The organism is Ensifer sp. Root423, from assembly GCF_001426275.1.
Classification (GTDB): domain Bacteria; phylum Pseudomonadota; class Alphaproteobacteria; order Rhizobiales; family Rhizobiaceae; genus Ensifer; species Ensifer adhaerens.
Window position 1 is genome coordinate 345,621 of the sequence record NZ_LMEG01000001.1, and the last position, 20,024, is coordinate 365,644.

Sequence of the window (20,024 nt, forward strand, 5' to 3'; positions counted from 1 at the left end):
GTGACGAGGGGGCTGCCCCTCATCTCGCGGTGAGGGAGCTGACCCTCACCCGCCTGCCGGCGCCTTCTCCCCGCATGCGGGGAGAAGGGACGTTGGCGTGCTTTCCGCGGTTCCTTTTCCCCGCCTCTGGGGGGCGGCGGAGAGGCCGTTTAGCTTCCATTCCCACGACCCATGGTTGCCGGAGCGGCGAACCCCGCGCCGGAAGCCTGCTTCCTCTGCGACAGAATCCCTCCTTTATCTGAGCACGCCCGCGCCTATAGTGCCGCTGTTTGCGGCCGCCGCCGGAGCGCGCCGCACGCTGACTGGATGACCCGCCTCATGACCGCAGCAAGCCGCCCCGACCTGACAGACATTCACCGCGGCGACTGGGTGGATCGCCGGTTGCCGCGGGCGGTGCGGCCCTATACCCGTCTTGCGCGGCTCGACAGGCCGGTCGGTATCTGGCTGACGCTCTTTCCCTGTTGGGCGGCGCTTTTCCAGGCGGCGCATGGCCTTCCCGAGATTCGGGATATTCTGGTGTTCACGCTCGGCGCATTTCTGATGCGCAGTGCCGGCTCCACCATCAATGACATGGCCGACCGCAATTTCGACGGGCATGTCGAGCGCACGCGGTTTCGTCCGCTTGCAAATGGTGAGATCGGCATGTCCCGGGCCGTTGTCTTCCTGATTGCGCAACTTGCGCTCGCCGCTTCGCTCCTTGTCTTCCTGAGCCCCGCGACCCGTGTGCTTGCGGTGTGCGTCGTGCCGCTCGTGTTCCTCTACCCCTTCTGCAAGAGGTTCACCCATTGGCCGCAAGCGGTCTTGGGCGCTGCCTTCAACTGGGGCATGCTGATGGCCTGGTCGCAGGTTGCCGGACATGTTCCGGCGGGCGCTGTGCTGATGTGGGCCGGCGCCGTTGCGTGGCAGATCGGCTATGATACGGCCTACGCCTATGTCGATGTGCGAGACGACACGCGTCTCGGTCTCAAGTCGACGGCGATCCTGTTCGGCTCTCGCGGCAAGGCCTGTATCGCCCTGTTCTACGGCCTGACGCTGGCCGCCTGGTCTGTTGGCGGCTGGATGCTCGGCATGTCGAGCCTGTATGCCATCGGCATGGTGGTGATCGCGGCCCATCTCGCGTGGCAGGCCCGGCGTTTCGACCTCGATCGCCCCGAAATCAGCTATCGACTGTTTCTGGCGAATATCCTGACCGGCGGGCTGCTGGCTGCCGCCGCTCTCGCCGGAAGTTTTTGAGGGACGCCGAACGTCCGGCCTGCCGCCTGGAATACGGCCGACAGGCGGGCGACGCATTGACGCCCGGCGCGAGCGCTCCATGTCATATCCAGATGTCATATCCAGGCGTTCAGCGCAGTCAAACGGGCAGGGGCAGGCCATGCAAAGGTTCTTCGTCAGCGTCGCCAAGGAATTCGAGGCCGATAGCGCCGAGGAGGCGGCCCTTTTGATGTACCAGTATCTGACCCGCGAGCCGGCGCCGCTTTCCTACGCCGTCACCGACGAGGCGAAGAACATTACCAGGCTGACGCTCGAGCGCGACAAGGCGGACGAATTCGCGAGCGTCGACCACACGGCAGATCCGGGCAACTGGTAACGTCCGCTGGCAGCGATGCCTGTGGGTGGAAGCCATCAAAGCGACAAGTTTGGTTGCAAATCCTCCGGAGTTCGCGTAAAGACTGCGCCCGTTGGGCGCGGGTATCGCCGCGCTTCGGGAGGAAACCTGCTTGTTCATTGCACATCTGCCGGCCGGGTATCTGCTGTGCCGCCCGTTTGCGCGCCGCAGCCCGTCGCAGGCCCGCGCCATCTTCGGTGTCGGGCTTGTCTGTCCCGTCCTGCCGGATTTCGATCTCGCCTATTTCTACCTGATCGACCAGCGCCGCACGCCGCATCACGACTACTGGGTGCACACGCCGATCTTCTGGCTGGTGCTGGCGGCGACGGTTGCGCTTGTTCTCATCGCCACCGGGCGGCGCAAACAGCTCGTCCTTGTCGGTGTCGGGCTTTCGAGCGTGCTCCTGCATCTGGTGATGGATTCTGTCGCGGCTGATATCCGCTGGTTCTTTCCCTTTGTGGATCTCAGGGTGAACCTTGTGCATGTGCAGGCGGTCTACAAACCCTGGTACCTGAACTTCCTCTTGCACTGGACCTTTGCGCTCGAAGTTTTGATCTGGCTGCTGGCCGGCCATTTCGCTTTGCACGATTTGAGAGCGCGGCGCACGATCGGGACCGAGGCCGCATGAGAGCAAAAGCAGGGCAATTCTAGGGGGCGCGAAAAGAATCGCTTAAGAAATTTATCATACGAATAGCTACAATTCGCATGTATCCCTTTTCGATTTGTTAGCTATAGGTCCCGCCCTCATGACTGGCCTGCCGTTTCTTTTTTCGTCCGATGCCAAAGCCATGCTCGATGCGATCAACCGGTCGCAGGCGATCATCGAATTCGATCTTTCCGGCACGATCCTGACCGCCAACGAGAATTTCTGCCGCGCGATGGGTTACGATCTCCACGAGATTGTCGGCCGGCATCACCGCATGTTCGTGCAGCCGGAGGAGGCGGCGTCCGCTGCCTATACCGATTTCTGGGCACGCCTTGCCCGCGGCGAATATGACAGCCAGCAGTACCGGCGCATCGGCAAGGGCGGGCGGGAGATCTGGATCGAGGCCTCCTACAATCCGGTGTTTCGCGGCCGCAAGCCCTACAAGGTGGTGAAGTTCGCGACGGACATCACCGCGTCGAAGGCAAAGAGCACCGACGATCAGGGCAAGATCGACGCCCTGTCGCGGGCCCAGGCGATCATCGAATTCACGCCTTCGGGCGAGATCATCACCGCCAACGAAAACTTCCTTTCGGCCATGGGCTACGCGCTTCCCGAGATCGTCGGCCGGCACCATTCCATGTTCTGCGAGCCGGACGATGTCCATTCGCCCGCCTATGCCGGCTTCTGGCGCGATCTTGCGGCCGGGCGCTTCGTCACCGACCAGTTCAAGCGTATCGGCAAGGGTGGCAAGACGGTCTTCATCCAGGCGTCCTACAATCCGATCCTCGACGATGCCGGTCGCGTGTCGAAGGTGGTGAAATTCGCCGTCGACGTTTCCGACCGCGTGCTTGCGGTCCAGGAGATCGGCGCCGGGCTCGGCCGCCTAGCCGAGTGCAACATCCGCATGACGCTGGACGAGCCCTTCGTCGGCGAGCTCGAAATCCTTCGGCGCGACTTCAACACCTCGATCGGCATGTTCCAGGAAACGCTGTCGGCCGTGCTCAGCCAGACCCGCGACCTCAACAGCAACAGCCACGAGATGAAGGATGCCGCCGAGCATCTTGCCGACCGCACGCGCCAGCAGGCGGCAGCCCTGGAGCAGACCTCGGCGGCGCTGGAACAGGCGACGGCGACGGTGCGCACCTCGACCGAGAATACCCAGCAGACCCGCGCACTGGTGCAGAATGCGCGGCAATCGGCGCACAGCTCTTCCGGCGTCGTGCGCGATGCGGTGACGGCGATGCAACGCATCAAGGCGGCCTCCGAGGAGATCAGCCAGATCATCGGCGTGATCGACGAGATCGCTTTCCAGACCAACCTTTTGGCGCTCAACGCCGGGGTCGAGGCGGCGCGCGCCGGCGATGCCGGCAAGGGCTTTGCGGTCGTTGCCTCGGAGGTGCGCGAGCTCGCCCAGCGCTCGGCCAAGGCCGCCAAGGAGATCAAGGCGCTGATCCAGAATTCGGTCGCCGAAGTCGCCGAAGGCGTGCGCCTCGTCGGCGATACCGGCAGCGCGCTGAAGGAAATCGAGGACTTCGTCGCGGCGATCGACACGCGGATCGCAGCGATCGCGACGGCTGCGACCGAGCAGACGGCGGGCCTCGGCGAAATCAACGCTGCGGTCAACGACATCGACGTCATGACGCAGAAGAATGCGGGCATGGTGGAGCGCACCGCCGACGTCAGCGTCCGGCTGGCCGAAGGCGCGCAGCGGCTGACGGAACTGGTCAACCGCTTCCAGCTCAACCGCCGTGCCGAGCGGCGCGAGGCGGGCACGGCAGCGGCAACGGGCGGCATGGGTGACCGTCGCCGCGCGACCGACGCGCGGGCCGCCTGAGGGAATAAAGCGGGACGTGCGGGGCGATCATGCCCTGCCGTTCGCGGGCGGGCGGGCCGGGGGTGCGGCCCGCCTCATCCCCTCCAAGGCAACCTTCGTGCGTTGGAGAGCCCTACCGCAGCAACGAAATTGTGACCGCACTGTCTCCGAGGTCTCCCGTGGCATTGGCGCGTGATAGACGATCGGCAGACGTGTTCGTGCAACGTGTGGTATCGCTGATACGTTGACGAAGCCCACGGTTCTATGCATCCTGCCGGCCAACGAACGAAGATGCCGGATACGGCACGGGAAGAGCAGGGCCAAAGGCCCAAGGCATTGATAAGCTTCGCATTCGCAAACGGCGCCCGTGCGTCTCGCCAGGTCGCCATGGCATTCTGAAGAGCTGCAGGGGCTCGCGATCAAGGGAAACCTGCAGAGTTGCGACGCGTTTCAGCGTCGCTTGAGCACGACATACGCATTCACGACGTCATTCGCATCGATTGCTCGAGGTCGGAGGGGATTGTGAAGGAAAAGTCGAGGTTTCTGCCAGCGGTGCTGGCTGCCATGCTGGCCGCATCCGTGGCGCTGCCTGCCACTGCCGCCGATCTGGTGATCGCCATGCCGAACTGGCCGTCGGGCCAGGCGACGGCCAATATCCTGAAAGTGGGCATCGCCAAGAAATTCGGGCTCGATGCCGAGGTCAAGGAGCTCGGCACGCTCAATGCCTTCGTCGGTTTCGAGGCGGGCACGGTCGACATTCAGCCTGAGGTCTGGCGACCGAACTTCGAAGACGTCGTGCGCAAATACGTGACCGAAAAGGGGGTCGGCCAGCTGACCGAACGCAGCGTGCCGGCCTGGCAGGGCCTTTGCGCCACGCCGGAAGCGGCCAAGACGATCAAGTCGGCCGCCGATCTCAGCGACCCCGAAAAGACCAAGGTCCTCGACACCGACGGCGACGGCAAGGGCGAGATGTGGATCGGCGCCGCCACCTGGCTTTCGACCGGCATCGAGCGGGCGCGGGCGGCCGGCTACGGCTACGACAAGACGCTGACGCTGTTCGAGGCGGAAGAGGAGGTGGCGATGGCTGCCGTCGATGCGGCCGTCGCGACCGAGAGGCCGATGGTGTTCTACTGCTACGCGCCGCATCACGTGTTCGAGCTGCACCCGATCGCACGGCTCGAAGAGCCGCCGCACGATGCCGCCAAGTGGAAGATCTTGCCGCCGAGCGACCCGCTCTGGGTGTCGAAATCCAGCGCCTCGACCGCCTGGCAAGCGGCACATTTCCAGATTGCCTATGCCACTGCCTTCGGCAAGAAACACCCCGATGTCGCGAAGTTCCTGGAGAAGGTGGATTTCTCGCCGGAGGAAGTGACGAAGATGAGCTACGCGCTGGAGGTCGAGCGGCAGGCGCCGGCCGACTACGCGAAGAAATGGGCCGAAGACAATGCGGCGCGCATCGACGGGTGGGCCAAGCCATGAGCGGACGTTCTGACGACAATCGCCTTGCCGGCACGGACCGGCCCCTGTGGACGCGGCGCAGGCTCGGTGTCGCGGTGCTTGCCGCCGCCCTTACGCTCGGGCCGCTCGCCGCCTGGGCGCAGACCCAGATCTACGACGCCCGCACCAAGAAATGGGTGAACTACGACAAGAAGAAAGCGCGGCAGTATTTCGCCCGCAACAATCAGCTGCCAGAGGCGTTCCGCCGCCAGGTGGTGACCTTCCGAACGGCGGAACAGCCGGGCACGATCATCATCGACGGCAACCAGCACTTCCTCTACCTGGTGCAACCCGGCGGCCAGGCGATCCGCTACGGCATCGGCGTCGGGCGGGAGGGCTTCGGCTGGGCCGGCATCGTGCGCGTCGGGCGCACGGCCGAATGGCCGACCTGGACGCCGCCGGCCGAGATGGTGGCGCGCGACCCGAATGCGGCGAAATGGGCGGCCGGCATGCCCGGCGGGCCGGACAATCCGCTCGGCGCCCGCGCGCTCTATCTCTACGAGGGCGACCAGGACACGATCTACCGCATCCACGGCACGGTGGAGCCCTGGACGATCGGGCTCGACGTTTCCTCCGGCTGCATCCGCATGAACAATGACGACGTCATCGACCTGCATTCGCGCATCGAGATCGGCGCCAAGGTGATCGTGCTGATGCAGGGGGCAGCGCTCTACAAGGGCGTTTGAGGCAGTATAGGCAAGACGGGTCGCTTGAGAGCGGCGCGTCGGCGCAGGCACCTTGCGGGCGCCAGGAAAGAACCGATCGGCCGCCGGGGACACGGGTGGTCGATCGCGCGAAGAAACAGGGACAGAAGATGCGAAGGGGAGGATACGTGGTGAGCGAGGGGATATTGCGTATGAAAGGCCTTGTTCTGGCGCTGGCGGCCACGGCCGCGATCAGCGGTTGCCAGTCCGCGCCCAAGCCCGAGGATATGGCGCGCACCAGCCTGCAGACGGCGCCGGCTGATCTGCAGCTTCTGTGTGCCCATGCGGCCGCCGGTGCTGCCCAGGTCGACAGCGCCAAGGTCTTGCCGACCAGTTCGCGGGCGCTCGATGCCGCCTCCTACAGCGTCGACCTCGACGCCGCCGGCCGCAAGTTCACCTGCATCGTCGACACCGCCGGCAGCGTGAAGTCGGTCACGCCGGTCTAGCAGACAACCCGGCCGCGGCCATGCTGCCGGCCGTCAATCACCAATATTGAACAGCGTCGAAGGATCGGCAACGACGGGCGCTGCGTAGAAGGTCAGGCGCGCCGCGTCCATCAGCAGCAGCGGCTGGTCCATCTCGACCGCAAGGCTGGTGATCCAGTCCTGGAAGTCGCGCACGCGGTCGGCGTAATCGGCCGAAACATCGTGTGCCTCGGACGGGTCGACGCCAAGATCGAAGAGTTCGACCTTTTGCGGCAGCGTCGCCTTCCAGACGAGCTTCCAGTTGTCCCGGCGCACGGCGCCGCCCATGGGGTCGACGTTGTAGACAACCTCGGTGCGCGGCGTCGGCTTGCCCTCGCTCAAAGAGGGCCAGAGGTTGATGCCGTCGAGCGGCTGGTTCTTGTCGAGCGTCGCGCCGACGATCGCTGCCAGCGTCGGATACATGTCGACCACATGGACCATGCCTGCGACCTTGCCGGGCTTGATCTTCTTCGGCCAGTTGGCAAGCGCGACCACGCGGGTGCCGCCCTCGTAGAGCGTGCCCTTGCCGTCGCGATAGGGGCCGTTGTCGGCCGGGAGTTCGCCGCTCACCTTGCTGTCGCCGGCAAAGAGCGAACTCGTCACACCGCCATTGTCGCTGTGAAAGACGATCATCGTGTTGTCGCGCATGCCGCGCTTTTCGAGCGACGCCAGCAGCTTGCCGATACCGTCGTCGAGCACGGAGATCATCGCCGCATAGGCACGGCGGTTCTTGTCGGCGATGTGCTTGTAGCGCTCGAGATAGTCATCGGGCGCCTGGAAGGGCGTGTGCGGCGCCGTGAAGGCGAGATAGAGGAAGAGTGGGCTTGCGGGATCGTGGCTTTCGACCACCCGGGCTGCCTCGTCGCCGATCAGCGTGTTGTCGAAGCCGGTCTCCTCGAGCGGCCTGTTGCCACGGTACCAGTCCTTCACCCCATGGGAGGCGTGCTTGAAGTGGTCGATCTCGCCGACCAGCGCGCCATAGAAGGTGTCGAAGCCGCGCTGCTTGGGCCAATATTCCGGCTTGGCATGGCCGAGATGCCACTTGCCGACCAGCGCGGTTCTGTACCCGGCATCCTTCATGACCTGGGAAAGCAGGTATTCGTCGAGCGCCAGACCGTAGGTACCGGGCGAGGGGATCACGCCCGTCTGCAGGCCATAGCGCAGCGGGTAGCGGCCGGTGAGGAAGGCTGCGCGCGTCGGCGTGCACATCGGCTGGGTGTAGAACTGGTCGAAGGTTACGCCGGTCGCCGCCAGCCTGTCGAGATTGGGTGTGCTGATGTCCGAGCCGCGGAAGCCGACATCGCCCCAGCCGAGATCGTCAGCGATGATGTAGACGATGTTCGGCGCCGTCGCGCCGGCTGCTTGCGCCGCATTCGGGGCAAGAGCCGCAAGGCTCGCCGGCAGCCCGGCGGCAACGGCGATCGCCGCACTGCTCATGAGAATGTCGCGCCGGGTCAGGCCGGCTTCCGGATCCGCCTCAGCCGTCTTGCCGCCGCATGCGTTTGCACGGGCGTTGTTCGCTTGCAGTTCAGACATGCGCACCCCCTGGAAATGCGACCCGACCGGACAGCGGATCTTCTATTCGATTTTTCTAATATCTGCACCTTCCGGTAGCGCCGTCAATTAACATTGTCGTGGTGGCAAAGGGGGGAAATGGCGCGTCGTTGACGGCCTATCGACGGCTGTATCGTTGAGCTGTCGCGGCACTGTCAACGATAATTTTCATGGAATTAAGCTTTGTGCAGTGCAAATAAATAATGCTGCAGTGCAAATATTATTCGGGCGAATTGCGTTGTTTGGTCAGTATATTTTCCAGGACTTCTTCCAAGTTTGGAAAATATGTGCTCTCATAGGTTTAGTTGGAAGGAGGACATGCCATGCTCTCGTTCTTCGAGCACTTTGCACTTTTCGACGCCTTGATCGTTGCGGCGATCTGCACGCTTCTGATCCTGAGTTACTTCAGCCGCGAGGCCTGAGGGCGCGGGGAAGCAAAACGGGATCCGTGGACGACCCGGAGGGGTTCCAATGGCGCGGGCGCTTCAAGCTTGCCGTCGCTGAACCGCGACAACACGTGGCGTCGTGCACTTCGATCTGCATGGCTTTACGGTCGTAGCGCTGAACCGGCTCAAGCCGTGCGCCTTGCCGAGACATGCAACCAGCGGGTTGGTTCGCCGTCATAACCGCTTCCATCGGCCTCGCTGATGTCAGGCTCGGGCCAGCCGGCGTCTTCGAAGCAGGCGCGCAGCCATTCGGCTGAGGGGTAGTTGAAGTAGCGGCCGAAGCGGTCGTGGCCTTCCGTCTCGCCGGCCTTGAAACTCGCCTGCAGAAGACCGCCCGGCTTCAGCGTCCGGCGAATGCGTGTGAGCACGTCGGCAAGCTCCGTGCGCGGCACATGCAGAAGCGAGGCCTCGGCCCAGATGCCGTCGAACCGTCCTTCCCAAACGATCTCCTGAAACGTGATGACCTCGACCTTGCGGCCGATGCGCACTTCGGCTTCCCGCGCCAGTTCCGCCGAACCGTCGCAGGCGCTGACGTCGAAGCCATGGTCCAGCAGAACAAGGCTGTCATGCCCGCCGCCGCAGCCGAGATCGAGCACCGAGGCGCCGGGGGCGAGACGGGCCATGAAGGCCGCGAGACGGGTTGCCGGCGGCTTGCGTTCGCGCGCCGCATAGGTGGCGGCGTTGTCGCGATAGAAGGCGAGGGTGTCGTCGTCGGGTTTTGTCATCGATGCTTTCTGGGCGTTGGCGCCGGCGTGGGAAGGGCGATTGCCTTGGGCTGCGAAATCCGTTCCGTCAGCGTTTCGCCATGGATCGTTTTTCTCCGTTCGAAGCCCGAGAGCAGACTAGACGAAGATGGCGGCAGGCGGAGCAAAAAATATCGGCATGCTGCGGTTAAAGCGGGCTGGTCGACAGGCCTGACGCTTCCGGATAAGCATGTGGCAGTTGTCCTCAGCCGGAACCTTCGATGGCCGATCTCCCCATTCTCCTGACCTTCGTTGCTGCACTCTTCGTTCTGGAGATCACGCCCGGTCCGGACATGATGCTGGTGCTCGCCCGCGGGATCGGGCAGGGGCGCCGGGTGGCGCTGCTGACGGTGGTCGGCATGATCTTCGTCGCCGGCGTCGTGCAGGTAGGCCTGCTGGTCCTCGGCGTCGCCTCGCTGCTGAAGGCCTATCCCGCCGGGCTCATGCTTCTGCAGTGGGTGGGGGCAGCCTACATGCTCTATCTCGGCGCGCGCATGGTCTGGTCAAGTTTCGGCGATGCGGCCGAAAGCAAGCGGCTGGCGGCGACCGAGGTGTCCGACTGGCGCGCGGTCCGCGAGGGAACGATCAACAGCCTGACGAACCCGAAGTCGCTGCTCTTCATGTTCGCCTTCCTGCCGCAGTTCGTGGACCCGACCGCCGGCCCCGTTTGGCTGCAGCTTGCCGTGCTCGGCACCGTGCAGAAGCTTGCCGGCATCCTTTCGCTCGGTTCGGTAGCGCTTGCTTCGGGAACGGTCGGGCAGGCGCTTTATCGTTTTCCGCGGCTGCTCGTCTGGCAGCAGCGTTTTACCGGCGCCGTCATGCTGGGGCTCGGCTTCCGGCTCCTGTTTGCAGACAACGCCAGCGCGCCGGCGGTCAAAACGTAAGGCGGCGCTTGTCCCCGCTGGGCGGGGACAGCACTTGAAAGACGTTGCTTGATGGCAGAGTGCCTAGGTCTTCTGCCGCGTCGTCTCGATTGGCCGGGTGTGGAGCCGGCAATGCCTACCGTCTCACTTGGCCGCCTGGGTCGTGCCGAGCACGTAGTCTCCGTCCCAGTGCCAGATCTGCTTGTCGTCAACCGTGACCTTCACGATCGCCTGGAAGCCAGCGAGCGTGCCGCTGCCGGCGTGGAACGCACAGGTGCCGAACGGCGGCTTGGCCGTATCGTAGACGACGCAGTATCCGAGCGCCGAGTCGCCGTTTCCGACAGCGATGACGGCGGTGCTGCTGGAGAAGAGGGGATTGGCGACCACCGGTCCATAGTAGAGGATTTTGCTGCCAGCCGGGATCGCTTCGAGGTTCGATTCCGTAATGGTGCAGAAGCTCGGGGTGTCGCCGGTGAACTGGCTGCACTCCTTGGCGATCTTGAGGGGTCGCGTCTCCGGCGCTGCGGGTGCCGCCGGCGCCGCTTGTGCCAGCGCCAGGGCGGCGCCAGCCGACAGGATAAACAGTCTGCTCATGGCCTAGTCCCTCCGGTCGAATTGAGGGGAGAAATTTTACGCTTCGCCTCCTTCTCCGGCAATTTGCCACTTTGGGTTATCAGGCGCCGGGTGCCGCTGCCGGCGCAAGGACAAGCGGACGACGGGCGTCTGTGCGATTGGGGCCAAGCGGCGCGAGCGTAGCGGTTGAGCAGATGGCTTGCTTTACCTCATGGCGCGTGGCATTCGGCTCAAGCTGACGTAACGTCAGGTCCTGGACGTAACGTGCGCGGAGCCCCAAAGGCCCGAAAAGCGCACGGAATTAGGTCAATAATATTGACATAAATTGGTCGTCATGGTCCTGTCGCATCACCGTCCAGAGCATCCTTCCTTCCAGGGGGATCGCCCGAAGCGGAAAGATGCTCTAAACAAAAAACCAGAGCGTGCTTTGTGCGTTCAAACGAACGCACGGCGCTCTAGAATGACGCGGGAGGAAGCGGAGAACCGCTTTCCGCTTATAATCTCTGAGGAAACACCCCATGCTGGATTGGGAACATATCTTCGCGACGCGCTCGAACCGGATGCGCGCTTCGGAAATCCGCGAACTGTTGAAGCTGCTCGATCGCCCCGACATCATTTCGTTTGCCGGCGGCATTCCCGATCCCGCGCTGTTTCCGGATGCGGAATTCAAGGACGCCTATGCGGAGATCTTTTCCGGCCCGGCCGTGAGTGCCGCACTGCAGTATTCGGTCAGCGAAGGCTACAAGCCGCTGCGCGAATGGCTTGCCAAGCAGATGGCCGATCTCGGCATTCCCGCCGGCGCCGACAACATCTTCATCACGTCCGGTTCGCAGCAGGGCCTCGACTATCTCGGCAAGCTGTTCCTGTCGCCGAATGATACCGCACTTGTCACCTGGCCGACCTATCTCGGCGCGCTGCAGGCCTTCAACGCCTATGAGCCGACCTACGACCAGCTGAACCCCAACGGCAACTGCACGCCGGAAGCCTACCGTCAGGCGGCGGGCGAGGCGGGCGGCCGCGTCAAGTTTGCCTATCTCTCGGCCGACTTCGCCAACCCGACCGGCGAGACCGTCGACCGGGCCGGCCGCGAGCGCGTGCTGACGCTTGCCGAAGAGCTCGACATTGCCGTCATCGAAGACGCGGCCTACCAGTCGCTGCGCTATGACGGCGAGCCGGTGCCGCCGATCCTGGCGCTCGAAATCGCCAAGAAGGGCGACATCAACAACACCCGCACGATCTATTGCGGCTCGTTCTCGAAGACGCTCGCTCCCGGCCTTCGCGTCGGCTGGGTCTGCGCCTCGGAAAAGGTGATCCGCAAGCTCGTGCTCTTGAAGCAGGCAGCCGATCTGCATTCCTCGACAATCAACCAGATGGCGATCTGCACCGTTGCCGAGCGCGGCTTCGATGAGCAGGTGGCGAAGATCCACCGGGTCTACAAGCAGCGCCGCAACGCCATGCTCGCAGCGCTTGAAAAGTACATGCCCGAGGGCGTGTCCTGGACGAAGCCGGAAGGCGGCATGTTCGTCTGGGTGACGCTGCCAAAGGGCATGGACGGCGCCGCACTGCTTGCAAAATCGATCGAGACCGCCAAGGTCGCCTTCGTTCCCGGTCGCGCCTTCTTTGCCGATGGCTCGGGCGAAAACACCCTGCGCGTTTCCTTCTCCTGCGCCAACGATCAGATGATCGACGAGGGCATCCGCCGGCTCGGCGACCTCATCCGTGGCGAAGTTGCGGCTCTGGCGGCTTAAGGCTTCGTCAGACCTTCTTCATTTTGAGAAACGCGCTTGCTCCTGTGGGCGCGTTTTTCTTTTGGCTGGTAAAACCTTCGTGCTTTAGTCAAGATGACGCATTGATCGAAGCGGGGCCTTCCGATAGTTAGAACGTGACATGACCGGGCCACCCCCGGCCACGTAAGCGTTAACGTCACTCAACGCGTATGATCGAACGGCCAGAAGCGGCTTCGATCTGCGCGACTGTGTCCTGCGGATCGAGCTTTTCGAGGCCCTCCAAAGGATGCAAATGGACAATTCTCCCAACTATTCCCATCTCCCGACGCCGCGCATCGAGCGTGTTCGCCATGAGCTGAAGCGCCGCTCGCTCGTCGTTTCCGGCATCGAGCGGGTGACGCCGGGCATGCTCCGGATCACGCTTTCCGGTGAGGATCTCGCCGACTTCGTCAGCCTCGGGGCGGATGACCACATCAAGATCTTCGTGCCCGGCGCAAACGGCACCGAAGAGCGCCGGGACTATACGCCACGGCGCTACGACACCGACGCGCGCGTTCTGGCGCTCGATTTCGCGTTGCACGAGGCAGGCCCCGTGACCGCCTGGGCAATGGCGGCCTCCGTGGGCGACAAGCTCGAGATCGGCGGGCCGCGCGGTTCGGCGGTCGTGTCTGGAGATTTCACGCGATGGCTGCTGATCGGCGACGAGACGGCGCTGCCGGCGATCGGGCGGCGGATCGAGGAGACGCCGGCGGGGCATCAGATCACCAGTGTCGCCGCCGTCACCGGGCTGGACGAGCGGCAGAAGTTCCGCACCAAGGCGGCGCTCACCACCCATTGGGCCTATCGCCCGCTCGATCAAGCGCACGATCCGTCAGCGCTGCTTGCCGTCGTGCGTCAAGTGGCGCTCGAGCCCGGCACCTTCGTCTGGATCGCGGCCGAAGCCGCAGTCACCCGGGCGATCCGCACCCATCTCGTCGAGGAGCGCGGCTTGCCGCTCAGCTGGCTAAAAGCTTCCGGCTACTGGGTGAAGGGCAAGGCCGACAGCACCGAGAAGTTCGAATAGACATCACGCTTTCCGGTGCCTTTGCTCGGGCATCACGACGGGAACGCTCGGCCGGCGGATCAAAAGATCCGCGCAGGCCCTGCTGCGGTTACCTCAGGCGCGCCTCTCTTGAGGGGCGCCTGCCGCCCTCATGCCGGCGGAACAAGGCCGGGAAAACATGTCGTGGGCTCGGGTGCGCAATTGCCTTGTCGCGGAGAGTCAGGTCATTTCGCATCTTGGGGCGACGTCTATCCCATCCTGCGGATCGACTGGTGCCATCAATGGTTCAATTCGAGGGCAGGGCAGGCTTGGACCTCATCGACGATCAAGCGCAATCCGATCAACCGACGCCGCGCATGTATGCCTGGGCGCGCAATTCAGCGGCCTATCGGCTGGCGCGGCAGATGCTGACGGAAAAGCAGCTCTTCGACGCCATCTCGCGCAAGGCGCGGGAGAAGTTCGAGGATATCAGCGTGAACCAGGTGGAGCTGCTGGCGGCTGCCGCCGTGACCTTTGCCTATGACAATGGCGCGCTCAACGACAAAGCTTATGCCGAGATCAAGACCCGCTCGGCCATGCGCGGCGGCAAGTCGAAGCGGGCGATCGCCCAGAAGCTGTCGGAAAAGGGCGTCGCACGGGACGCCGTCGCTGCGGCGGTGGCGGAAGCCGACGATCTCTATGCGGCCGTCGTCTTGGCGCGAAAGCGCGCCTTCGGGCCGTTCCGCAAGGCGGCGCTCGACGAGAAGCGTACGGCCAAGGAGCTCTCCGCCTTTGCCCGGGGCGGCTTCAGCTTCGAACTGGGCAAGCGGGTCTTTGCGATGTCGGTCGACGAGGCCGAGGACATTTTGTTTGCAGGCCGCTCGCTCTGACCCAAGGGGGCAGGTCGTGTTGTCTGATTGGTCTTCCTGTTCGCCTGGGTCAGGCCTCAGGCGATCGGCAAGGACCTTGCCGCCGCGGGGGCGGGCATGCTGGCGCTCGCCCTGATCTCCGGCATCGTCCAGTACGCGCTCGCCTTCTGGCTCTACCTGATCGGCCTCAAGCGCCTGCCGGTGAGCACGGCTGCGCTGTTCCTGACCCTGACGCCCGTCTTCGGCATCGGGCGTAAAGGCCTCGGCAATTACCCGCGCTTCAGCGCCGGATCGTCCATCGCCGGATTGTAGAATAGCGAAAGCGTCAGGCTGCGGGCGATGCGTTCGGCCGTGGCCATGAACCAGGCCTTGGCCTCGCCGTTCGGGGCGATGTCGTCGAGCGTCGTGGAAAAGAGATCAAGCCATTTCGGAAAGAGATCCGGCGTCATGTTGGCGACGCCGACATGCGCCTGCACCGGCTTGCCGCCATAGGCGCCGTTGCGGAAGGCGACGGCCGACCAGAAGCTCTTCATCTTGTCCATGTGCTCCGGCCAGCGGCCGGAAAGCCTGGCGTCGAAGACGGGGCCGAGTTCGGGATGGGCGAGCACGCGGGCGTAGAAGGTCTCGACGAGACGATCGATGAAGGCCGCATCGATGCCGATCGCCTTCATCTCGGCTTCCGCTCGTTCGCGGATTGCTGCGACATGAGCGGCGCGGCCCTGCAAGTCGTTGTCGTCCATCCCGATGTCCCTGTCTCAATGCCCATGTCTCAGGCCCAGGCCCTTATCTTTGGCGTCTTGCATATAGGCATGCGGGGGCGTCGCGCCAGAGGCCGAATGGGCGATTGCGTCAATCTGTCAGAGGTTACGCTGGGTGAGTTTTGCCAGTGCTGTTCTACCCGGGCTTGCAACGGATTGCCCGCGTCGCGCGTCGCAGTAACGGTTGCGAGCCGGCACGTCGTAACTGTTACGTACTTGGACACCCACCCCCGCACGCGCATCATCCGCCCGGTCCTCGACAGCAGTGCATTTCCGATCGCCTTAACTAGGAGAGTACGATGAGCATGCATGACGATAACAAGGCTGCGCCAGCGATGGCCGAGAATGGGGTAACGGATGTCAGCCGCCGCGATCTCCTTCTAAGTGGAACAATTTTTGCAGCCGCGTCGCTGGTGGCAGGCGCTGCTTCGGTAAGCCCTGCCAAGGCGCAATCCTCTTCTTCGGCGAGCGGCAAGCCGCCAAACATCCTCGTCATCTTCGGCGACGATATCGGCATTCCGCAGATCAGCGCCTACACGATGGGGCTGATGGGCTATCGCACGCCCAACATCGACCGGATCGCCGCCGAAGGCGCGATCTTTACCGACAGCTACGGCCAGAACAGTTGTACGGCGGGCCGCGCCTCCTTCATCCTCGGCCAGGAGCCTTTCCGCACCGGGCTCTTGACGATCGGCATGCCGGGCGACCCGCACGGCATCCAGGACTGGATGCCGACAATCGCCGACGTGTTGAAGACCAAGGGGTATTCGACCGGCCAGTTCGGCAAGAACCACCTCGGCGACCGCGACGAGCATCTGCCGACCGCACACGGCTTCGACGAGTTCTTCGGCAACCTCTACCACCTCAACGCCGAGGAGGAGCCGGAAGGCTACTTCTATCCGAAGGACCCGGAGTTCAAGAAGAAGTTCGGCCCGCGCGGCGTCATCAAGTCGAGCGCCGACGGCAAGATCGAGGACACCGGCGCGCTCAACACCAAGCGCATGGAAACGATCGACGAGGAATTCCTGACGGCTGCCAAGGATTACATCGACCGGCAGGTGAAGGCCGACAAACCGTTCTTCTGCTGGTTCAACTCGACCCGCATGCATGTCTTCACCCACCTGAAGCCGGACTCGCTCGGCAAGACCGGCAAGGGCATCCATGCCGACGGCATGGTGGAGCATGACGGTCACGTCGGCCAGCTCCTGAAACAGCTCGACGATCTCGGCATCGCCGAGAACACCATCGTGCTCTACACCACCGACAACGGCGCGGAACTGGCGCTGTGGCCGGACGGCGCGCAGACGATGTTCCACGGCGAGAAAGGCACGACCTGGGAAGGCGGTTTCCGCATTCCGATGATGGTGCGTTGGCCGGGCGTGGTAAAGCCGGGCACGCAGATCAACGACCCGGTGACGCTGATGGACTGGCTGCCGACCTTTGCGACCGCCGCCGGCATCGCCGACGTCAAGGAAGAGATGAAGAAGGGCTTCAAGGGCACGTCGAAGACCTTCAAGGTGCATCTCGACGGCTACGACCTGACGGGGCTGTTGAAGGGCGAGGCGAAGGAGCCGCCGCGTGACTCGGTCTACTACTTCGACCAGGGCGGCAACCTCAACGCTATCCGCTGGAACGACTGGAAGCTGAGCTTCGCCCAGGCGAGCCACGGCAACATCGCGACGGCCACCCGTGAGGTGCCGAGCTGGGCCGTCATCGCCAACCTGCGCATGGACCCCTACGAGCGCGGCATGGAAGACGGCGGCGGGGCGATCGAGTTCCTCGCCCGCAACATGTGGCTGCTGGTGCCGATCCAGGGCAAGATCAAGGAGTTCTTCGCCGACTTCAACGATTATCCGTACCAGGCCGGCAGCACGCTGAACGCCAGCGGCATCAACTATGGCTGGCTTGCGCAGCAGGCAGCGATGAAGCGGCTGGGCGAACTGGAAAGCCTGGCGCCGCGGTAAAGAGCGGAAAGACTCCGCCGCCGGCGACCGCTGGCGGCGGGACGCAAAGCGCCGGCGGCTTGTAAAAAGGCCGCCACCTCTTGCCGCGGATCAAGGTCCGGCGGCATCCCTTGCGTAATTCCTTGCGTTCGATCGCAAAAAGGAGCGTGCGATGTGCCTGCGGAATCTGCGTGCCCTTGCCCTACACACGGCGATCCTGGTGGCGTTGCCGACAGTGGCGCCGGCACAATCGGTGATGACTCAGGCCATACGCACGAGCGAGGCGCAGGAGCCAGCGCTGATCCATGCCGACCAGCAGTCCGCGGCGCAACAGAAGCTCGATACGCTTTATACCAGGCTGGGCAAGAGGCCGAACATCGTCTGGCTCGTGGTTGATGACATGGGCTATGGCGACCCCGGCGCCTATGGCGGAGGTGCTGCGATCGGCGCTGCGACACCCAACATGGACAGGTTGGCGCGCGAGGGCCTGAGGCTCACCTCGGCCTATTCGCAACCCACCTGCACGCCGACGCGCTCGGCGATCCTGACGGGCCGGTTGCCGGTTCGCACCGGCCTGACGCGGCCGATCCTTGCCGGCGACAAGATCACCAAGAACCCCTGGGCCGACGAGGTTTCCCTGCCGACGCTGCTTGGTGGGGCAGGGTACAAGACCGTGCTCTCGGGCAAGTGGCATGTGGGCGAAAGCGAAGGCATGCGGCCGCACGAGGTCGGGTTTGACGAGTTCTACGGCTTCTACGAGGCCGAGAAGGAAATCACCCAAGGGGTCGACAAGCGGCGTTACCCCGATCTGGTGCTGAACCCGGAGCGGCTGGCGATGCTGAGGAAGACCGGATCGAGCACGGCGCTGGTACAGGCGGTAAAGGGCGGGCCAGTCAGCCAAGTCGAAGAGATCGACAGCATCGAGAAGATGGCCGAAGGCGATCGGATGCTCAAGGAATTCACGGTGAAGAAGATCAAGGAGCTTGCGTCGGGAACGGCGCCGTTCTTCCTCGAACACTGCTTCATGAAAGTGCACGCCGACAATTTCGCCTCCAAGGCCTTCGAAGGCAAGAGCGGCAGCAAGTACCCCTACAAGGACGACGTGGTGGAGGTGGATGCCTATATCGGCGAGATCGTCGACGCGCTCGATCAGGCCGGCGTCCTGGACAATACCTTCATCTTCGTCACCTCCGACAACGGCCCGCAGCTCGATAGCTGGCCGGACAGCGGCTATACGCCGTTTCGCGGCGCCAAGGGATCGGCCTGGGAGGGCGGCATCCGCATCCCGGCGATCGCCTACTGGAAGGGCATGATCAAGCCCGGCCGCGAAAGCGACGAGCTCTTCGACCTGATGGACCTCTTCAACACGTCGCTGAGCCTTGGCGGCATCAGAGACAAGGTGCCGGTCGACCGCTACATCGACGGCATCGACCAGACCTCGTTCCTGCTTGCCGACGACGGCCGTTCGAACCGCGAGAAGGTGTTCGTCTGGAACGAGCAGAACCTGATGGCGATGCGCATGTACGAGTACAAGATCCACGTGAAGGTGGTGGAAACCAAGGCCCAGTGGCTGAACATCGACATGACGACGGTGAGCGACGTTGGCCTCGCCCCGTGGCTCTTCAATCTCTACATCGATCCGAAGGAGGAATATCCCGTCGGCCACCGGATGAATGCCTTCCTCGCCTCGATGCTGGCCGAGATGAAGGCGCATGCCGCCACCTTCAAGAAATACCCGGCGAAGAACATCGGCCTTGGACAGTGAGCGATCCGGTACAGAACAGGGGACGTCGTGGATTTTCAGTGGACGCGGCGGGGATTTTCGGGCGCCGCGCCGTCGCAGTGAGGTCCGGTCGCGACTTCGTCTTGCCGCCGCGAGAGGGGCAGTTGAGATAGCGCTTTCGCGATTGCGCCCAGCGACACCACATCCTAGTTTCCCGCCAAATCTGCCGGGAGCTGAACCATGCGAATTCGACCTGCGGTCAAGGACGACCATCCGGCGCTTTGCGCGATCGACAGCGTTGCGGCCGACGATCTGAAGCGACGCGCCGACATTGCCGACTGGATCCAGCAGGGCTGCTGCCATCTCATCGAGATCGAGGGGGAGGCTGCCGCCTATGGCGTGCTGACCCGCCACTTCTTTGGCCAGGCCTTCATCGAAATGCTGATGGTGGGGACGTCCTGGCGCCGGCGTGGTCTGGCTGGGACGCTGATCGCCCACTTTCAATCCATGTCGTCGGGCGCGAAACTCTTCAGCTCGACCAACATGTCGAACCGTCCGATGCAGGACCTGTTGGTCAAGGCCGGGTTCCGGCCGAGCGGCTACATCGACAATCTCGACGAGAACGATCCGGAGATCGTTTTCTACAGCCCCCCAAGCCGATCGTGACCTGAGGGGGTGGATAGCGTGGGGGCTCAGGCGGCCGCGCCGAGCTCGGCGAGGTGGCCGGCAAGGTCGGTGCCGCGGCCGGCGGCGTTGATCGTGTCGAAATATTCGTGCCAGCCGGATTGGGCGATGCCGGCGACGAGGGCTTCGAGTGCTGTCGCGTCCGGGCAGCGCCAGACGGCGAAGAAGGTCTGCGATGCCGCATGCAGCTTCGACTGGTCGACCTTGCCGAAGGTGATGAGCTCGACGCCGAGCGCCGACAGGCCCGGCATGGCGGAGCCGATCGCGGCCAGGAACTGCTGGCGCCCCTGACGGGGAAGGGCGAGCCACGCCGGCTTGGCGCTGTAAAGTTCGGTCAGGTAGTGAGGCATAGTCTGCTTTCTTGTTGTCAGTCTGAGGTTATGCCATTCC

At 63.7% G+C, this 20,024-nt stretch carries 20 protein-coding genes; 15 read left to right on the forward strand and 5 right to left on the reverse strand.

The window, feature by feature from the left end; genetic code table 11:
* The first annotated feature begins 318 nt into the window (after positions 1 to 318).
* From ubiA to ASD01_RS01755, 7 genes are all read left to right on the forward strand, one after another.
* Complete coding sequence (gene ubiA / locus ASD01_RS01725) at positions 319 to 1,233, forward strand: 4-hydroxybenzoate octaprenyltransferase (RefSeq protein ID WP_034793682.1); 915 nt, start codon at positions 319 to 321, stop codon at positions 1,231 to 1,233.
* Positions 1,234 to 1,372: 139 nt separating this feature from the next.
* Positions 1,373 to 1,588, forward strand: coding sequence for a hypothetical protein (locus tag ASD01_RS01730; RefSeq protein WP_034792977.1), 216 nt, complete (start codon positions 1,373 to 1,375; stop codon positions 1,586 to 1,588).
* A 130-nt stretch (positions 1,589 to 1,718) separates the two neighbouring features.
* Positions 1,719 to 2,234 carry a metal-dependent hydrolase gene (locus ASD01_RS01735; RefSeq protein WP_060643563.1) on the forward strand — a complete coding sequence of 172 codons (516 nt, stop codon included), beginning with the start codon at positions 1,719 to 1,721 and terminating at the stop codon, positions 2,232 to 2,234.
* Positions 2,235 to 2,352: 118 nt separating this feature from the next.
* Positions 2,353 to 4,086: a methyl-accepting chemotaxis protein gene (locus ASD01_RS01740; protein WP_034792979.1), complete on the forward strand. Its 1,734-nt coding sequence runs from the start codon at positions 2,353 to 2,355 to the stop codon at positions 4,084 to 4,086.
* A 543-nt stretch (positions 4,087 to 4,629) separates the two neighbouring features.
* Positions 4,630 to 5,544 carry an ABC transporter substrate-binding protein gene (locus ASD01_RS01745; protein WP_034793684.1) on the forward strand — a complete coding sequence of 305 codons (915 nt, stop codon included), beginning with the start codon at positions 4,630 to 4,632 and terminating at the stop codon, positions 5,542 to 5,544.
* The gene (locus ASD01_RS01750) at positions 5,541 to 6,248 is read left to right on the forward strand and encodes a L,D-transpeptidase (RefSeq protein ID WP_051659263.1); all 708 of its coding nucleotides are present in this window, start codon (positions 5,541 to 5,543) and stop codon (positions 6,246 to 6,248) included. Before ASD01_RS01745 ends, ASD01_RS01750 begins: the two co-directional genes overlap by 4 nt.
* A 170-nt stretch (positions 6,249 to 6,418) precedes the next feature.
* Positions 6,419 to 6,712, forward strand: coding sequence for a hypothetical protein (locus ASD01_RS01755; RefSeq protein ID WP_226020593.1), 294 nt, complete (start codon positions 6,419 to 6,421; stop codon positions 6,710 to 6,712).
* Positions 6,713 to 6,745: 33 nt separating this feature from the next.
* On the opposite strand, the gene ASD01_RS01760 is transcribed toward ASD01_RS01755, so the two are convergent.
* Positions 6,746 to 8,266, reverse strand: coding sequence for an arylsulfatase B (locus ASD01_RS01760; RefSeq protein WP_082572750.1), 1,521 nt, complete (start codon positions 8,264 to 8,266; stop codon positions 6,746 to 6,748).
* Positions 8,267 to 8,855: 589 nt separating this feature from the next.
* Positions 8,856 to 9,455: a class I SAM-dependent methyltransferase gene (locus tag ASD01_RS01765; RefSeq protein ID WP_034792981.1), complete on the reverse strand. Its 600-nt coding sequence runs from the start codon at positions 9,453 to 9,455 to the stop codon at positions 8,856 to 8,858.
* A gap of 239 nt (positions 9,456 to 9,694) precedes the next feature.
* Between ASD01_RS01765 and ASD01_RS01770 the strand changes: the two genes are divergently transcribed.
* The gene (locus ASD01_RS01770) at positions 9,695 to 10,357 is read left to right on the forward strand and encodes a LysE family translocator (RefSeq protein ID WP_034792983.1); all 663 of its coding nucleotides are present in this window, start codon (positions 9,695 to 9,697) and stop codon (positions 10,355 to 10,357) included.
* Positions 10,358 to 10,480: 123 nt separating this feature from the next.
* On the opposite strand, the gene ASD01_RS01775 is transcribed toward ASD01_RS01770, so the two are convergent.
* Positions 10,481 to 10,930, reverse strand: a complete 450-nt coding sequence (locus tag ASD01_RS01775; protein ID WP_034792986.1) for a hypothetical protein — start codon at positions 10,928 to 10,930, stop codon at positions 10,481 to 10,483.
* A gap of 497 nt (positions 10,931 to 11,427) precedes the next feature.
* On the opposite strand from ASD01_RS01775, the gene ASD01_RS01780 reads away from it, so the two are divergent.
* The 4 genes from ASD01_RS01780 (at position 11,428) to ASD01_RS01795 (ending at position 14,838) form a co-directional block, all read left to right on the forward strand.
* A complete protein-coding gene (locus tag ASD01_RS01780) occupies positions 11,428 to 12,657 on the forward strand; it encodes an aminotransferase-like domain-containing protein (RefSeq protein WP_060643531.1) in 1,230 nt (409 codons plus the stop codon).
* A gap of 271 nt (positions 12,658 to 12,928) precedes the next feature.
* Positions 12,929 to 13,699, forward strand: a complete 771-nt coding sequence (locus ASD01_RS01785; protein WP_034792990.1) for a siderophore-interacting protein — start codon at positions 12,929 to 12,931, stop codon at positions 13,697 to 13,699.
* A gap of 260 nt (positions 13,700 to 13,959) precedes the next feature.
* A complete protein-coding gene (gene recX, locus ASD01_RS01790) occupies positions 13,960 to 14,547 on the forward strand; it encodes a recombination regulator RecX (protein ID WP_034792997.1) in 588 nt (195 codons plus the stop codon).
* Positions 14,548 to 14,574: 27 nt separating this feature from the next.
* Positions 14,575 to 14,838, forward strand: a complete 264-nt coding sequence (locus ASD01_RS01795) for an EamA family transporter (RefSeq protein WP_034793000.1) — start codon at positions 14,575 to 14,577, stop codon at positions 14,836 to 14,838.
* Here the strand turns inward: ASD01_RS01795 and ASD01_RS01800 are convergent.
* Positions 14,796 to 15,266: a group III truncated hemoglobin gene (locus ASD01_RS01800; RefSeq protein ID WP_034793003.1), complete on the reverse strand. Its 471-nt coding sequence runs from the start codon at positions 15,264 to 15,266 to the stop codon at positions 14,796 to 14,798. The genes ASD01_RS01795 and ASD01_RS01800 overlap by 43 nt on opposite strands.
* 317 nt (positions 15,267 to 15,583) lie before the next feature.
* Here ASD01_RS01800 and ASD01_RS01805 point away from each other — a divergent pair, with 317 nt between their 5' ends.
* The 3 genes from ASD01_RS01805 to ASD01_RS01815 all read left to right on the forward strand — a co-directional run bounded on the left by ASD01_RS01805 (position 15,584) and on the right by ASD01_RS01815 (position 19,616).
* Positions 15,584 to 17,248 carry an arylsulfatase gene (locus ASD01_RS01805; protein WP_034793006.1) on the forward strand — a complete coding sequence of 555 codons (1,665 nt, stop codon included), beginning with the start codon at positions 15,584 to 15,586 and terminating at the stop codon, positions 17,246 to 17,248.
* Between the two features lie 151 nt (positions 17,249 to 17,399).
* Complete coding sequence (locus ASD01_RS01810; protein WP_082572751.1) at positions 17,400 to 18,992, forward strand: arylsulfatase; 1,593 nt, start codon at positions 17,400 to 17,402, stop codon at positions 18,990 to 18,992.
* A gap of 198 nt (positions 18,993 to 19,190) precedes the next feature.
* Complete coding sequence (locus ASD01_RS01815) at positions 19,191 to 19,616, forward strand: GNAT family N-acetyltransferase (protein WP_034793009.1); 426 nt, start codon at positions 19,191 to 19,193, stop codon at positions 19,614 to 19,616.
* A 26-nt stretch (positions 19,617 to 19,642) separates the two neighbouring features.
* On the opposite strand, the gene ASD01_RS01820 is transcribed toward ASD01_RS01815, so the two are convergent.
* A complete protein-coding gene (locus ASD01_RS01820) occupies positions 19,643 to 19,984 on the reverse strand; it encodes a DUF6616 family protein (RefSeq protein WP_034793040.1) in 342 nt (113 codons plus the stop codon).
* Positions 19,985 to 20,024: the final 40 nt, after the last annotated feature.

Coding starts and splice junctions, on each gene's coding strand:
- ASD01_RS01770 (WP_034792983.1), top strand. CDS start 9,695: ATGGCCGATCTCCCCATTCTCCTGACCTTCGTTGCTGCACTCTTCGTT.
- ASD01_RS01780 (WP_060643531.1), top strand. CDS start 11,428: ATGCTGGATTGGGAACATATCTTCGCGACGCGCTCGAACCGGATGCGC.
- ASD01_RS01750 (WP_051659263.1), top strand. CDS start 5,541: ATGAGCGGACGTTCTGACGACAATCGCCTTGCCGGCACGGACCGGCCC.
- ASD01_RS01805 (WP_034793006.1), top strand. CDS start 15,584: ATGAGCATGCATGACGATAACAAGGCTGCGCCAGCGATGGCCGAGAAT.
- ASD01_RS01810 (WP_082572751.1), top strand. CDS start 17,400: ATGTGCCTGCGGAATCTGCGTGCCCTTGCCCTACACACGGCGATCCTG.
- ASD01_RS01775 (WP_034792986.1), bottom strand. CDS start 10,930: ATGAGCAGACTGTTTATCCTGTCGGCTGGCGCCGCCCTGGCGCTGGCA.
- ASD01_RS01765 (WP_034792981.1), bottom strand. CDS start 9,455: ATGACAAAACCCGACGACGACACCCTCGCCTTCTATCGCGACAACGCC.
- ASD01_RS01785 (WP_034792990.1), top strand. CDS start 12,929: ATGGACAATTCTCCCAACTATTCCCATCTCCCGACGCCGCGCATCGAG.
- ASD01_RS01820 (WP_034793040.1), bottom strand. CDS start 19,984: ATGCCTCACTACCTGACCGAACTTTACAGCGCCAAGCCGGCGTGGCTC.
- ASD01_RS01745 (WP_034793684.1), top strand. CDS start 4,630: ATGCTGGCCGCATCCGTGGCGCTGCCTGCCACTGCCGCCGATCTGGTG.
- ASD01_RS01740 (WP_034792979.1), top strand. CDS start 2,353: ATGACTGGCCTGCCGTTTCTTTTTTCGTCCGATGCCAAAGCCATGCTC.
- ASD01_RS01730 (WP_034792977.1), top strand. CDS start 1,373: ATGCAAAGGTTCTTCGTCAGCGTCGCCAAGGAATTCGAGGCCGATAGC.
- recX (WP_034792997.1), top strand. CDS start 13,960: ATGGTTCAATTCGAGGGCAGGGCAGGCTTGGACCTCATCGACGATCAA.
- ASD01_RS01760 (WP_082572750.1), bottom strand. CDS start 8,266: ATGTCTGAACTGCAAGCGAACAACGCCCGTGCAAACGCATGCGGCGGC.
- ubiA (WP_034793682.1), top strand. CDS start 319: ATGACCGCAGCAAGCCGCCCCGACCTGACAGACATTCACCGCGGCGAC.
- ASD01_RS01815 (WP_034793009.1), top strand. CDS start 19,191: ATGCGAATTCGACCTGCGGTCAAGGACGACCATCCGGCGCTTTGCGCG.
- ASD01_RS01800 (WP_034793003.1), bottom strand. CDS start 15,266: ATGGACGACAACGACTTGCAGGGCCGCGCCGCTCATGTCGCAGCAATC.
- ASD01_RS01755 (WP_226020593.1), top strand. CDS start 6,419: ATGAAAGGCCTTGTTCTGGCGCTGGCGGCCACGGCCGCGATCAGCGGT.